This is a genomic window from Candidatus Enterococcus ikei (assembly GCF_017316105.1).
GTDB classification, from domain to species: Bacteria; Bacillota; Bacilli; order Lactobacillales; family Enterococcaceae; genus Enterococcus_L; species Enterococcus_L ikei.
The window spans coordinates 25,816-38,820 of sequence record NZ_JAFLWD010000017.1 but is presented as its reverse complement, the minus strand read 5'-3'; the positions used below and the strand labels follow the sequence as shown (position 1 = coordinate 38,820).

The following is a 13,005-nucleotide window of genomic DNA, read 5'->3' as shown; positions in this document are numbered from 1 at the left end:
TAGAAAACTATCTTTCATAAGCTTTCAAATTCTGTTGGTTAACGAGTTTTTGCACGAGAATCTGCATCAATGCCAGGTGCTTTACCTAATTTTGCTTGCAACATCCAGATATTTTTCTCGATATCTGTTTTGTTTGCAATAAAGATATCTTGTGTAGAATCGTCGCCTTCTTCACCAGACACTTCAATTCCTTTTTGATATAAATCTGCTAAATAGCGGTAGCCTTCTACTAATTTTTCCATACGTTCAGGAATTGTACGTTCGTATGTGCCGATTTCATCTGAAATACCAGTATGATCAGCAAATTCTTGTAATGTTGAGTAAGGAGCACCATCTAATGTAATCAAACGTTCAGATACAACATCTAATTGGTCATTGATTTGGTCCATGTATTCGTCCATTTTAGGGTGTAATGTCAAGAATTCTGGGCCACGCATATACCAGTGAGTTTGGTGGATTACCACTGAAAACTGGCTTAGATCTGCAACAAGTTGATTTAATACTTCTTTTGTTTGTTCAAATTTCATTATACATCATCCTCCTAAGTTTTTATCTACATCTATTATTGTAGTACGAAATGACGAAAAAGTACACTAAAATCTTTCATTTTTATAACATTTTTTATTTAATAATTATTCTAAACTGGGAAATTAATTGCCATTAGGAATCGGCATTGTATCCAACGAATCAACAATCTCTTTAGCCACTTCATTCAGCGCCTCTTGCAACTCTTTATTCATCGTATCCATGTCACTTGAACCAGATATAAACGCCATAAATAAATTAGATACGGCTTCTATTTGATCATCCGGCACAAACCACTTACCCTTTTCTTTTTCTAAATGCAATTTCAACGCAACTGGATCTGTTTTGATTTTGATTGCTTTGACCCGCTCTTCCAAAATAGAAAATGTGGCTTCCAACGTTTTTTGATCATCCTTAGCTATTTCCGGATGGGAGATCGTGTCTTTTACTAGTTGTCGCGTCATTTCCTGCATTGCACTTACTAAATCCAAGCCCGTAACATAATAGGTGATCGTTGCTCCGGTTTTTGTTTCATCTATTTGAACAATTTTATAGGTCGCTTTTTCTTTTACTTGTTGTAAAAGTTGCTTTGTTAACTGATTCGCCTGTTTTTCTGGTACTTGTGCGCCAGTAGAAGATAATCCTTTTGCAAAATTTTCTTCAAACGCTTTACTATTTTCATCCAGCTCTTTTCCAGCCTGTTTACCATCACGAAATTCTTTGGAAAACTTACTCTCTTCTTTTTGATAAACAAGACGGTCAACGAACAACTCTCCCGCATCTTCTGCCGAGATACCTTTAGAACCACAACTTGTTAGAAAGATTCCCGCTAAAATCAAAGAAGCGATCCATACTTTTTTCATTTCCTTTCCTCCGTTCTCTTACTTAATAGTAAAGCAAGTTACCTGTTATTTGTCAAAATAATTTATTCTAAATCAGCCCTGAGTTTCGCTAATTGATGATAACTAGCGGACAATTGTTGCTGTGTTGTAATGTACAATGGATATATCTGCTGATAAACTTGATGATTTTCACGATTTGGTTCGATTACTTCATAAATTTCTACTTGCTCACACGCCGTTTCTAAATCTAGAATTACCCCTAAACTTTGCCAGCCTAGTATAACAGCACCTAAAGCTGATGCTTCAATACTTTCAGTTAGTGACAGTGGATAACCAAAAACATCAGCCATTACTTTTTTAAACACTTCTGAGTCAGCAAAACCGCCCGTTGCACGAATTTCGTTTACCGTTCCACCTAGCTCTTCTAGTTCTGTTAAAATCCGCTTCAAATTCAAACAAATTCCTTCAACCACAGCGCGCATCATGATTTTATCATCATGATTTCTCTTCAAACCAACAAAACTACCCGTAGCTTCTGCATCCCACAAAGGGGCGCGTTCACCTAATAAATACGGATGAAACATTAATCCTTTAGCGCCCACCGGAGTTTCTTTCACAAGATCCATTACTGCATCATATGGGTTGCGTAGAGACTCACAGGCGTTAGTCTGAACTTCTTTTAATAACGTTTCACACGCCCAATCAAAAATTCCTGCCCCGTTACTAGTAGCTCCGCCGATCACCCAGTGATTTTCATCCAGCACACAACAAAAAGTTTCTGCTTGAGGATGAGTATACGGCTGTTCAACGGTATAGCGCAAAGCTCCACTTGTCCCGACTGTCAAAGTCGCTGTTCCTTTAGTTATAGCACCTAATCCCAAATTAGATAACGGTCCATCTGCTCCGCCTAATACAAAAACCGTTTCTTCTGATAAACCTAAAAGTTCCTTCCAATGAGCTTTTAATTTAGTTAATTGATGGGTTGGTTTGACTAAGGTTGGAAGCTGATCTTCCTTAACGCCCATATCAGATAAAGCTTGTTTATCCCAAGTAAGATCATGAATATTTAAAAAGCCTGTCCCTGAAGCTGTGCTGATATCTGTAATATATTGATCAAATAATTGGTAAAAAAGATACTCTTTCATCCCAATAAACTTTGCTGCTTGATCATAGATTTCCGGCATTTCTTCTTTCAGCCAACGAATTTTGTGAAAAGGCGTCATCGGATGCATCGGCAATCCAGTATTTTGATATATTGTTTGCCCTAGAGCTGTATCCTTCAACTCCTCTGCATATTTTTCCGCCCGATTATCCGCCCATGTGATCACTCTTGTTAGAGGTTGATTATTTTTATCCATTACAATTAGCCCATGCATCGCTGTAGAAAAGGAGATCAGTGAAATTTTATGGGGTTGTACGTTAGTTATCACTTGTTTGATACAGGTAATAACTGCTTGAAAGATCTGGTCCACCTCTTGCTCTGCCATACCTTCTGTTTCTTGAATGAGCGGATAACGAACATAAGCTGTTGTCCGAACTGTTCCATCTTCATTAAAGGCAACTGCCTTCGTCTGAGTGGTCCCAATATCCACACCAATTGCTATTTTTTCCATTTTCTCGCCCCATTTCTCACTTTCATTATTCCTAATAAAAAATGAGTTGTCTAGTAAAAAAGAAGTTTTTTTACGTATTTATTTATGAAAGGAGATTTTTTATGTTAGTTATTTATTTTGTTGTTGGTTGTGTGATAGGATCTTTTCTTTGTTTAGCGGCTGAACGAATCCCGATAGGAAAATCTATCATATTTCCTGCTTCTCATTGTTCTTATTGCCAAACTAAGTTGAAATTTTTTGAGTTGATTCCGATTATTTCTATTATTTTTCTACGTTTTCGTTGCCGTTATTGCGAGCATAGGTTATCGTCTGTTTATTTTTTGAGCGAACTGATCTGTGGTTGGCTTTGTTTCTTTATGATTTTTAAGCCTGTTCATTCATTATATTGGCTTTGTTTTTTATTTACAGCCGTCCTCTTATCTTTAACAGATATTTTTTATTTAATCGTTGAACCTAAAATTTTTTATCCGTTAGCTTTTTTATTATGTATCTGGCATATTTATTTGACGTTGCCGATTTATCTTTTGACAAGTATCCTTAGTTTTCTTGGTTTGCATGGTATAAACTATTTTTTTCCTGATTCTGTAGGAGATGGAGACATTATCCTATTAACTTTATGGGGCGCGCTTTTAGGCAGTGAATCACTTATCTTTTTACTTTTCTGTGCTAGTAGCAGTGGATTGTTCTTTATTTTATTTTGCCAATATGTTTTAAAGAAAAGCATACGACAACTGCCCTTTGTTCCTTTTTTAAGTATCGGACTATTTATTGTAATTTTATGTAAATGAATAACGAAACAAAAGGAAATATCACTTTTGTTTCGCATCTCTCAGTTATTTATTTTTCCAATTTTTCCGAATAAATCCAGCACGACCAGAACCTTCTTTATATAGATTATAGTGTACGCTATGTTTTTTGTAATAATCTTGATGATAATCCTCTGCTAAATAAAAAGGTTTAGCAGGTTCAATTTTTGTAACGATTGGCTGAGTAAAGCGACCACTTGCTTGTAGTGTTGCTTTTGATTTTTCCGCAATTTCTTTTTGCGATTCATTTGCATAAAAGATAACAGGACGGTAAGAATCACCACGATCTGCAAATTGTCCTAGTGCATCTGTCGGATCTGTTTGTTGCCAGTAAGTTTCCACTAGTTTTTCGTATGACATAATCGTGGGATCATACGTTATTTCAACTGCTTCTGTATGGCCCGTTGTTCCTGTTGTAACTTGTTCATAAGTTGGGTTTTCAACATGTCCACCTGTATATCCTGATACCACAGAAATAATGCCTGGTTGAGAGTCAAAAGGCTTTACCATACACCAAAAACAACCACCAGCAAAAATCGCTTTTTCGTAATTATGTTCCATGATTCCCTCACCTCTTTTTTCTTTATCATAAGCCGAATTAAAAAATAATGATATTGATTTGCCTACAATAAAAGATCCCTTCAATAATGAGTGAAAAACTAAAAGTCAAGATAGCCTAAAGATGATACACTAAAAAATCAACTTATCTCATCATACTGTTCGTTACTATTACAAACAAAAAAACGCAACCTGTACCTAATGAACAAGGTTGCGTTTGTATCTTCTATGAATAAAATACTAAAGCGTTTATCTTTTTACTTACTTTATTCAACAATACATAATACATTCTCCTTACTTTTTAATGCGAATATCTCCAATGGTGTTAATTTCTATAACTTCATCCTGATCTTTACTTGTATCTGGAACTTCTAAAACTTCTCCACCATTTTTGGCGGTCGTCACATACTTACCTTGAAAACTTTGTGGAACAGTAACATCAACATTTCCTACGATTGACTCTATTTTTAAATGTTTTATACTTGCATTTTTGCCTAAGAAAATCTGCATTTCTAGTTCACTTTTCCCATCGTTACTTGGCATCAATTTGAAGCCATCTATATCAGATAATGTAATTTCCAAATTCGTTTTCTTAACCGTTGTCTTATTGAGTTCTTTTTCTGTTTTATCAGATACTTTTCCAGCTAATTTAACTACTGTTTTTTCTTTATCCGTTTCAATGATCGTTGTCTTAACATTTTGTTCTGCACCCAATAACGATAGCGATTCAATCACATCTGTTGAAAGGCTCCATTCTTTCGTTATGTCTTTTGTCGTTTTATCTGAGCGCATCGTTGTATAGCCGACAAAGAGAACAGCTGCGACCACAAGGATCAAAATCATTAGTTTCTTTTTCATATGATTCACTTCTTTCTTCTCTTTTTATTATTTAAAATCTCTTTCTTTGAACAAAGTATAGCTGCATACATAAAATATAATGCTGTAAACTAATGCACTACTAAAAACAATTACAAATGTCTGGTTTGATACATTTTGATAGTCCGTCAATTGTCTAATATTAGTAAATAATAACGTGTCTAATAATGAGTTGGCTGCTGAAAAATAACTTGAAACAAAACTTGAGGCGAGCCCTTCTCCTACTAAAATTAGTGCCACAAATACCGCAGTTGCAACATTACTTGATTTAATTACATTAAATAACAACACACCTATAAGACTGACTGCAAAATACAATGGCAGTTGTAACAACATTATTTTTGCCATTTCAAACAGAGAAAACCCGCCACCTGTAAACCACACCGTACTTGCTAATGATCCTGTATAAATTACTAAAAAGATAAATACCAGAATAAAGGTTAATGCAACTTTACTTAGAAAATAGACCCATCTTTTAATCCCAAAAATCAATGAATTATTGACGACCCGATTCATAAACTCATGACCCCAAACAATAATAAAAATATTGATCATAAAAATTGAAACAAAAATCGAAGCACTGGATAAGCCATCTTGGATCACTTCTAAACTCGGTGTATCATCTCTCACTATTCCAAAAAATATTCCGAATAAAATTAAACCTGCGACTGAATAAAAACCAAGTTTTCCTTTTAAAATTCTATAAGTATCTGATTTTAATAGATTTAACATATAAATTCCCCTTTACTCTGTTAATTTTAAATAGTAGTCTTCTAGACTTTCTTCTTTGTATGAAAAATAAGTAAGATACAATTGGTTGTTAAATAGAACCTGAGAAATGCTTGGCATTTCAGACTTTTCTGCACTAACTACTAATCCAACATCATCACTATTCACGACATAACCTTCTTTTTCTAAAATATTCTGGCATTTTTGATTGTCCATGCTCGATAATAGAATTGTTTTTTTACATTCATTCTCAAGTTCTTGTGTTGTCACTTCTTTAATCAATTTTCCTTGATGAATGATTCCGTATCTTGTCGCTATCATGGATAATTCTGATAAAATGTGACTTGATACTAAGATAGTCGTTTTGTACTCTCTATTTAATTTTTTTATGATTTCTCTAATTTCAACTATCCCTTGTGGATCCAAACCATTGGTTGGTTCATCCAAAATAAGTAGATTAGGGTTATTCAAAATAGCTAACCCAATACCTAAGCGCTGCTTCATGCCTAAAGAAAAGTCTTTAAACATTTTCTTACCAACAGATCCTAGCCCAATAAACTCAAGCACTTCTTTAATACGATTTTTCCTATCAGGTAAATTCATTTGGATAGCATAATAATTCAAATTCTCTTGGGCAGATAGGTAGGGATAACATGCTGGTGATTCTATTACAGCACCAACTCTTATTTTTTCCTTACTATTAAAAAATTCGATACTACCTGAACTTTTCTCGATTAAATTCGTTAACATCCGAATAAAAGTTGTCTTACCTGCACCATTCTTGCCAATAAATCCGTAAATATCTCCTTGATTGATCGTCATTGAGACTTCATTTACTGCATGATAATCTTTATATTTTTTTACTAAACTCTTCGTTTTTAATAAATAGTTATTCATTCTAACTTCCTGCATGTTTATCACTCCTATAATTTAACTGGATTTTCTTTACTTTATTTCTAGTACTTCAACATCTTCTACATTCAAATAGTCAAAAAGTAATTCCTTTTCTGTTTTTTGAGGGAGCATAACAATTTTCAATAGCTCGCCTCTATTAAGTATTTTCAGTAATTTATCTTCATTACTATCATTTACAATAACTAATTTTCTATGTATAACTTCTTCATCCTCAATAAAATATTTTATCTTTGTCATGAATATCCCCTCCCTTTTTAGTAGCTAATTATTTATGTTTTTTCTCTCATGTTATAGTTTTATACTTACTCAAGTTATTCTCCACCAAAGATTGCATAAGATACTCCATAATTTCATACTCTAATTCCTCCTTTCCTTTTCTATTTAGGTCTTCCTGATATGTATTACTTTACTGTTTTATCCTTTTTTCTAACAGGACATCTTTGTCCGGTTATTAACATTCCTAAATAATTAGAAAAAAGACTGTGGAAACATAATTATGTCTCCACAGTCTATAATTAACTATTTAAATCTTCTTCCCATTCTTGCTTAATTCTATCTGATAATAGCTCCTCACCATGTAATTGAGCAAGTAATATTGCATCATTATACTTTTTATTCCCATTTTCTAGGTGATTAAAATACAACCAATACTTTCCTTCAAGCATATCAATGATCGGTTTTTGATGAAAGTCCTGACTCATCTTCATTATAGTATTTGAAATCTTTGTAATATTCAAAATTTTATCATATCTATTAGAAATAATATATAGACCCATTATCGTAACAAGAATTCTATTTAGGAGAATCAAGCCAAACTCCGAGCTGTAGTTTACTTGTTCCAATATCTTCTCCACCAAAGTATCAAACTCTTGATTATCAAATGGCTTGTAAAAACAACAGGCAAAATATAAATCTACAATTAACAAATCATTTTCAGAAAACTCTCTTTTTTTCCTAATTTGAAAAAAATAGTCTTGTAGTATTCCTTCACCAAAATCGATTTTCTTTGAAAGATTTACATCATTTTGTGACTGAGCAGTATCCATTAAAAGTTGCTCTTCTTCAGGTAAAGTCTCGTAGTAGTCTTCATATATTTCCTCAAAGGTGTCCTCGACCATTTTTTTCATCGCATCATTATATTGCGGAGGTCTTTTGAACAAATTCATTTTCAACTGGATATAGCGTTTAGGCAACGTGATTTCATTTTCGTTAATTAGGTGTGAAATAGGTAGAGAAAGTTGTTTTGATATATATGTAAGTTTCGGTAGTGTGGGTAATGACTCTCCAGCTTCTATTCTAGAAAGTTGTCTAACAGTCAATTCTAGCTCATCATCACAAAACGCTTCTCTACTTTGACCTTTTTGTTCTCGAAACATACGGATTTTTTTTCCTAATTCTAACTTTATATCCATAATTTCACCATCCTCAAACCCCTATTTGTTCAGTATGTTAATTATATTTTAGTCTAAGTATAATTACAACTACTTATCAGGAAAATTTTTCCATTTATTGACTGCCTTTCAACCAAGTAACTGTAATTCTATGCTATTCTGAACTTATTGGTACACATAAGATATATACTAAACTCATTTCATCTATAAAACCCCATTGACATGGGATGGTTCCCATATGATAAGTTAAATAAAAAGAAGGAGCTGTTCAAAAAATGAAAATTATTATTGAAGAAAACTACGAAAAAATGAGCCGAGTTGCTGCAAATATTCTACTAGGTAAAATGTACCAACAAAAACGAGTAAACTTAGCTATAACCGCTGGCTCAACACCCATTAAAATGTATGAATACTTAGTTTCAGATGTAAAAAACAAATCTTATCTTGATAATGTTCATTATTACAACTTCGATGAGATCCCGTTCAAACAAAGAAAAGGATATGGCGTAACCATGACAAACCTCACTGATCTTTTCTTTAAACCAGCAGACATTCCTGAAAGCCAGATTCATCCTTTAGACGAAAATAACTACAAAACTCAAGATAAAAGAATTGAGCAAGATGGCGGATTAGATTTGATTTTATTAGGAATCGGAGCAGACGGTCATTATTGCGGAAACCTGCCAGGAACAACCAAATTTGAAGATTTAACTTCTTATGTAGGAGAAAATGCTACTGAAAATATGAAAGAGATCTTATTAAGTGAAGTCGGCGGAGATGAAAATGAACGCCCAGACTTTTATGTTACGATGGGACCAAAAAGCGTGATGCATGCAAAAGAAATTGTGCTCTTTGCTACGGGCAAGAAAAAAGCCGCTATCATCAAACGCGCTTTCTTCGGTCCAATCACAAATGAAGTACCCGCTTCTTTATTACAAACACACCCTAATTTAACGATTGTTTTAGATCAAGATGCAGCGTCAGAACTTGATTAAACAAAAAAAGGCTTGAAATCGATTGATTTCAAGCCTTTTTATTATTTATTATTTATTCAACTCATTCAAAGCATCTTCAGCAGCCATTTGTGCTTCAATATCAGAGATACTGTAGACATTTTCGCTCGCTACGCCAACTTCTTTTGGTTCCATGTTACGGTAACGAGCCATACCAGTACCAGCTGGGATGATCTTACCGATGATAACATTTTCTTTCAAACCAAGTAATGGGTCTTTTTTACCACGAATCGCAGCGTCTGTTAACACACGAGTTGTTTCTTGGAATGACGCAGCAGATAAGAAACTGTTTGTTTCTAATGATGCTTTTGTGATTCCTAGTAAGACTGGACGGCTTGTTGCAGGAACGCCACCGGCTACTAATGTGTCATAGTTACGATCTTTAAATTCAGCGATATCTAGTAATGTACCTGGTAAGATTTCAGTGTCACCTGGATCCATGACACGAACTTTACGAAGCATTTGACGGACCATTACCTCGATATGTTTATCACCAATTTCCACCCCTTGCATACGGTACACACGTTGCACTTCACGCAATAGGTAGTTTTCAACTGATAATACATCACGAACTTGTAGTAATTGTTTAGGATCGATCGAACCTTCTGTCAATGGTTCACCACGATGAATCGTATCGCCTTCAGCAACTTTCATACGAGCAGTATAAGGAACTGTATACGTACGAGTATCAGTTTTTCCTTTGATTGTTACTTCTTTTTGACGTGTTGCAGGATCTTCAGAAATATCGATGACTTCACCAGTAACTTCTGTGATGACTGCCTGTCCTTTAGGATTACGTGCTTCAAAGATTTCTTGGACACGAGGTAGACCTTGAGTAATATCATCTCCGGCAACCCCACCTGTATGGAAGGTACGCATTGTTAACTGAGTACCAGGCTCTCCGATTGATTGAGCGGCAATTGTACCAACTGCTTCCCCAACCTCAACACCTGAACCAGTTGCCAAGTTACGGCCATAACAATGTTTACATACACCGTGTTTCGTATTACATGTAAATACGGAACGAATAGTTACTGTTTCAATACCAGCGTCAATAATCTCTCTTGCAAGATCTTCTGAAATTAGTTGATCTTCACCAACAATCACTTTGCCAGTTTCAGGATGAATCACAGATTTACGTGTGTAACGACCAAGTAAACGTTCTTCTAACGGTTCAATGATTTCATTACCTTCACGAATAGATTGAATAACTAAACCACGATCAGTTCCACAATCGTCTTCACGAATGATTACATCTTGAGCAACGTCAACTAAACGACGAGTCAAGTAACCTGAATCGGCTGTCTTCAAGGCTGTATCGGTCATCCCTTTACGAGCTCCATGGGTAGAGATAAACATCTCTAAGACAGAAAGTCCTTCACGGAAGTTAGAGATGATCGGCAGTTCCATGATACGTCCATTCGGTGCGGCCATCAGTCCACGCATACCAGCAAGCTGAGTAAAGTTGGAGATGTTACCACGGGCACCGGAATCTGACATCATGAAGATTGGATTTTTAGCATCCATACTTTCGATCAGTTTTTGTTGGATCTCATCTTTGGCTTTGTTCCAAACAGCAATAACACGTTCATAACGTTCGTCATCTGTAATCAGACCACGACGGAATTGTTTCGTGATATTTTCTACTTGTTTATGGGCATCATCAATGATTTCTTGTTTCTCATGCAATACCATGATATCAGCGATACCAACGGTCATACCAGCATGAGTAGAATGTTTATAACCTAAGTCTTTCATTCTATCAAGCATCTTAGAAGTTTCAGTGATATGGAATCTCTTGAAGACTTCAGCAATGATGTTTCCTAAGTTTTTCTTCTTGAATGGTAAAACTAATTCTTCTGCTTTAATGTGTGCAGGAATATCTGTACCAGCTTCTACAAAATATTTATCAGGCGTTTGCACTGTTAAGTTGTAGTCTGTTGGTTCATTCAAGTAAGGGAATTCTACAGGCATGATTTCATTAAAGATAATCTTACCTACAGTTGTAATCAAAATACGTTCTTTTTGCCAATCTGTAAATGGTTTGTCGCCAAGTAATGTTGTTTGAACACCGATACGTGAGTGTAAATGCACATATCCATTACGCCATGCTAAAACAGCTTCGTTCATGTCGCGGAAGATCATACCTTCCCCTTCACGTCCTTCTTCTTCCATTGTTAGGTAATAGTTACCTAAGACCATATCTTGAGAAGGTGTTACAACTGGTTTACCATCTTTTGGATTCAAAATGTTTTGAGCAGCTAGCATCAACATACGTGCTTCAGCTTGTGCTTCTTCGTTCAATGGAACGTGAACGGCCATTTGGTCTCCATCGAAATCGGCATTGTAGGCTTCACAAACTAATGGGTGAAGACGGATTGCGCGGCCTTCAACTAACACTGGTTCAAAGGCTTGGATACCAAGTCTGTGTAGTGTAGGTGCTCGGTTAAGCAATACTGGATGTTCTTGAATAACTTCTTCCAAGATATCCCAAACTTCATCTTCTCCGCGTTCGATTTTACGTTTTGCGTTTTTGATGTTTGTTGCAATTTCGCGTTGAACTAATTCACGCATTACAAAAGGTTTGAATAGTTCAATCGCCATTTCTTTTGGCAAACCACATTGGTACATTTTCAAGTTAGGTCCTACGACGATAACTGAACGACCAGAGTAATCCACACGTTTACCCAGTAAGTTTTGACGGAAACGACCTTGTTTCCCTTTCAACATATGAGAAAGAGATTTCAATGGACGGTTACCTGGCCCAGTAACTGGACGGCCACGACGACCATTATCGATCAACGCATCAACGGCTTCTTGAAGCATACGTTTTTCATTTTGTACAATGATACTTGGTGCATTTAAGTCTAATAAACGTTTTAGACGGTTGTTACGGTTGATTACACGACGGTATAAGTCATTCAAATCACTTGTCGCAAAACGTCCACCCTCTAGTTGAACCATTGGGCGCAAATCTGGTGGGATTACAGGAATAACATCCATAACCATCCAGCTTGGTAAGTTTCCAGAAGCACGGAATGCTTCTAAAATATCCAAACGACGAATCGCACGCGTTCTTTTTTGACCTTGTGCTGTTTTCAAATCTTCTTTCAAACCAGCAACTTCGCCATCTAAATCAACGTTGTCTAATAATTGTTTAACAGCTTCTGCACCCATTGCTGCAGTAAAACCTTGACCATATTGATCACGTTTATCGCGATATTCGCGCTCTGTTAATAATTGTTTTTTCTCTAAAGATGTATCTCCGGCATCAATTACCACATAAGATGCAAAGTAAATGATTTCTTCTAAGGCACGTGGACTCATGTCTAATACAAGCCCCATACGAGATGGAATACCTTTGAAATACCAGATATGTGAAACAGGTGCTGCTAACTCGATGTGTCCCATACGTTCACGACGAACTTTAGAACGAGTTACTTCTACACCACAACGGTCACAAACGATACCTTTATAACGAATACGTTTATATTTTCCACACGCACATTCCCAGTCTTTAGTTGGACCGAAAATGCGTTCACAGAATAAACCTTCACGTTCAGGTTTTAACGTACGGTAGTTAATCGTTTCGGGTTTCTTTACTTCACCGTAAGACCAGCTTCTGATCTTTTCTGGAGAAGCTAAACCTATTTGCATACTTTCGAATTTATTTACATCGATCAAAAGGGATTCCCTCCATTCAATTAGTTAGAAAAGCTGAATGAGCTATTCACCGT

Annotated in this window: 12 protein-coding genes; 2 read left to right on the top strand and 10 right to left on the bottom strand. The window is 35.7% G+C overall.

The features are described from left to right. Window positions 1–38: 38 nt before the first annotated feature. From JZO69_RS07910 to JZO69_RS07900, 3 genes are all read right to left on the bottom strand, one after another. Entirely contained in the window at window positions 39–527 is a 489-nt protein-coding gene (locus JZO69_RS07910) for a Dps family protein (protein ID WP_069640423.1), read from the bottom strand. Between the two features lie 123 nt (window positions 528–650). After that, window positions 651–1,388: a DUF5105 domain-containing protein gene (locus JZO69_RS07905; RefSeq protein WP_207112345.1), complete on the bottom strand. Its 738-nt coding sequence runs from the start codon at window positions 1,386–1,388 to the stop codon at window positions 651–653. A gap of 62 nt (window positions 1,389–1,450) precedes the next feature. Further along, window positions 1,451–2,980, bottom strand: a complete 1,530-nt coding sequence (locus JZO69_RS07900; protein ID WP_207112344.1) for a gluconokinase — start codon at window positions 2,978–2,980, stop codon at window positions 1,451–1,453. 101 nt (window positions 2,981–3,081) lie between these two features. On the opposite strand from JZO69_RS07900, the gene JZO69_RS07895 reads away from it, so the two are divergent. After that, the gene (locus tag JZO69_RS07895) at window positions 3,082–3,768 is read left to right on the top strand and encodes a prepilin peptidase (protein ID WP_207112343.1); all 687 of its coding nucleotides are present in this window, start codon (window positions 3,082–3,084) and stop codon (window positions 3,766–3,768) included. 45 nt (window positions 3,769–3,813) lie between these two features. Here the strand turns inward: JZO69_RS07895 and msrA are convergent, their stop codons facing one another. The 6 genes from msrA to JZO69_RS07865 form a co-directional block, all read right to left on the bottom strand. Beyond that, window positions 3,814–4,347 carry a peptide-methionine (S)-S-oxide reductase MsrA gene (msrA, locus tag JZO69_RS07890; protein WP_207112342.1) on the bottom strand — a complete coding sequence of 178 codons (534 nt, stop codon included), beginning with the start codon at window positions 4,345–4,347 and terminating at the stop codon, window positions 3,814–3,816. A 291-nt stretch (window positions 4,348–4,638) separates the two neighbouring features. Then, a complete protein-coding gene (locus JZO69_RS07885; RefSeq protein ID WP_207112341.1) occupies window positions 4,639–5,202 on the bottom strand; it encodes a hypothetical protein in 564 nt (187 codons plus the stop codon). Window positions 5,203–5,229: 27 nt separating this feature from the next. After that, entirely contained in the window at window positions 5,230–5,952 is a 723-nt protein-coding gene (locus JZO69_RS07880) for a hypothetical protein (protein WP_086314674.1), read from the bottom strand. Window positions 5,953–5,964: 12 nt separating this feature from the next. Continuing rightward, on the bottom strand, window positions 5,965–6,861 hold the full coding sequence (locus JZO69_RS07875; RefSeq protein WP_207112340.1) for an ABC transporter ATP-binding protein: 897 nt from the start codon (window positions 6,859–6,861) through the stop codon (window positions 5,965–5,967). Window positions 6,862–6,894: 33 nt separating this feature from the next. After that, window positions 6,895–7,101 carry a hypothetical protein gene (locus tag JZO69_RS07870; RefSeq protein ID WP_207112339.1) on the bottom strand — a complete coding sequence of 69 codons (207 nt, stop codon included), beginning with the start codon at window positions 7,099–7,101 and terminating at the stop codon, window positions 6,895–6,897. A 278-nt stretch (window positions 7,102–7,379) separates the two neighbouring features. Further along, window positions 7,380–8,276: a helix-turn-helix domain-containing protein gene (locus tag JZO69_RS07865; RefSeq protein ID WP_207112338.1), complete on the bottom strand. Its 897-nt coding sequence runs from the start codon at window positions 8,274–8,276 to the stop codon at window positions 7,380–7,382. Window positions 8,277–8,530: 254 nt separating this feature from the next. On the opposite strand from JZO69_RS07865, the gene JZO69_RS07860 reads away from it, so the two are divergent. Further along, window positions 8,531–9,250 (top strand): glucosamine-6-phosphate deaminase, encoded by a 720-nt coding sequence (locus JZO69_RS07860; RefSeq protein ID WP_207112337.1) that lies wholly within the window; start codon window positions 8,531–8,533, stop codon window positions 9,248–9,250. A 48-nt stretch (window positions 9,251–9,298) separates the two neighbouring features. Here the strand turns inward: JZO69_RS07860 and rpoC are convergent, their stop codons facing one another. After that, window positions 9,299–12,952 carry a DNA-directed RNA polymerase subunit beta' gene (gene rpoC / locus JZO69_RS07855; RefSeq protein ID WP_277989626.1) on the bottom strand — a complete coding sequence of 1,218 codons (3,654 nt, stop codon included), beginning with the start codon at window positions 12,950–12,952 and terminating at the stop codon, window positions 9,299–9,301. Between the last annotated feature and the right edge of the window lie 53 nt (window positions 12,953–13,005).

Bases quoted from the DNA above. Each gene is read 5' to 3' on its own strand.
- JZO69_RS07905 (WP_207112345.1), bottom strand. From the start codon at position 1,388: ATGAAAAAAGTATGGATCGCTTCTTTGATTTTAGCGGGAATCTTTCTA.
- JZO69_RS07885 (WP_207112341.1), bottom strand. From the start codon at position 5,202: ATGAAAAAGAAACTAATGATTTTGATCCTTGTGGTCGCAGCTGTTCTC.
- JZO69_RS07875 (WP_207112340.1), bottom strand. From the start codon at position 6,861: ATGCAGGAAGTTAGAATGAATAACTATTTATTAAAAACGAAGAGTTTA.
- JZO69_RS07865 (WP_207112338.1), bottom strand. From the start codon at position 8,276: ATGGATATAAAGTTAGAATTAGGAAAAAAAATCCGTATGTTTCGAGAA.
- JZO69_RS07900 (WP_207112344.1), bottom strand. From the start codon at position 2,980: ATGGAAAAAATAGCAATTGGTGTGGATATTGGGACCACTCAGACGAAG.
- JZO69_RS07880 (WP_086314674.1), bottom strand. From the start codon at position 5,952: ATGTTAAATCTATTAAAATCAGATACTTATAGAATTTTAAAAGGAAAA.
- JZO69_RS07870 (WP_207112339.1), bottom strand. From the start codon at position 7,101: ATGACAAAGATAAAATATTTTATTGAGGATGAAGAAGTTATACATAGA.
- JZO69_RS07910 (WP_069640423.1), bottom strand. From the start codon at position 527: ATGAAATTTGAACAAACAAAAGAAGTATTAAATCAACTTGTTGCAGAT.
- JZO69_RS07895 (WP_207112343.1), top strand. From the start codon at position 3,082: ATGTTAGTTATTTATTTTGTTGTTGGTTGTGTGATAGGATCTTTTCTT.
- msrA (WP_207112342.1), bottom strand. From the start codon at position 4,347: ATGGAACATAATTACGAAAAAGCGATTTTTGCTGGTGGTTGTTTTTGG.
- JZO69_RS07860 (WP_207112337.1), top strand. From the start codon at position 8,531: ATGAAAATTATTATTGAAGAAAACTACGAAAAAATGAGCCGAGTTGCT.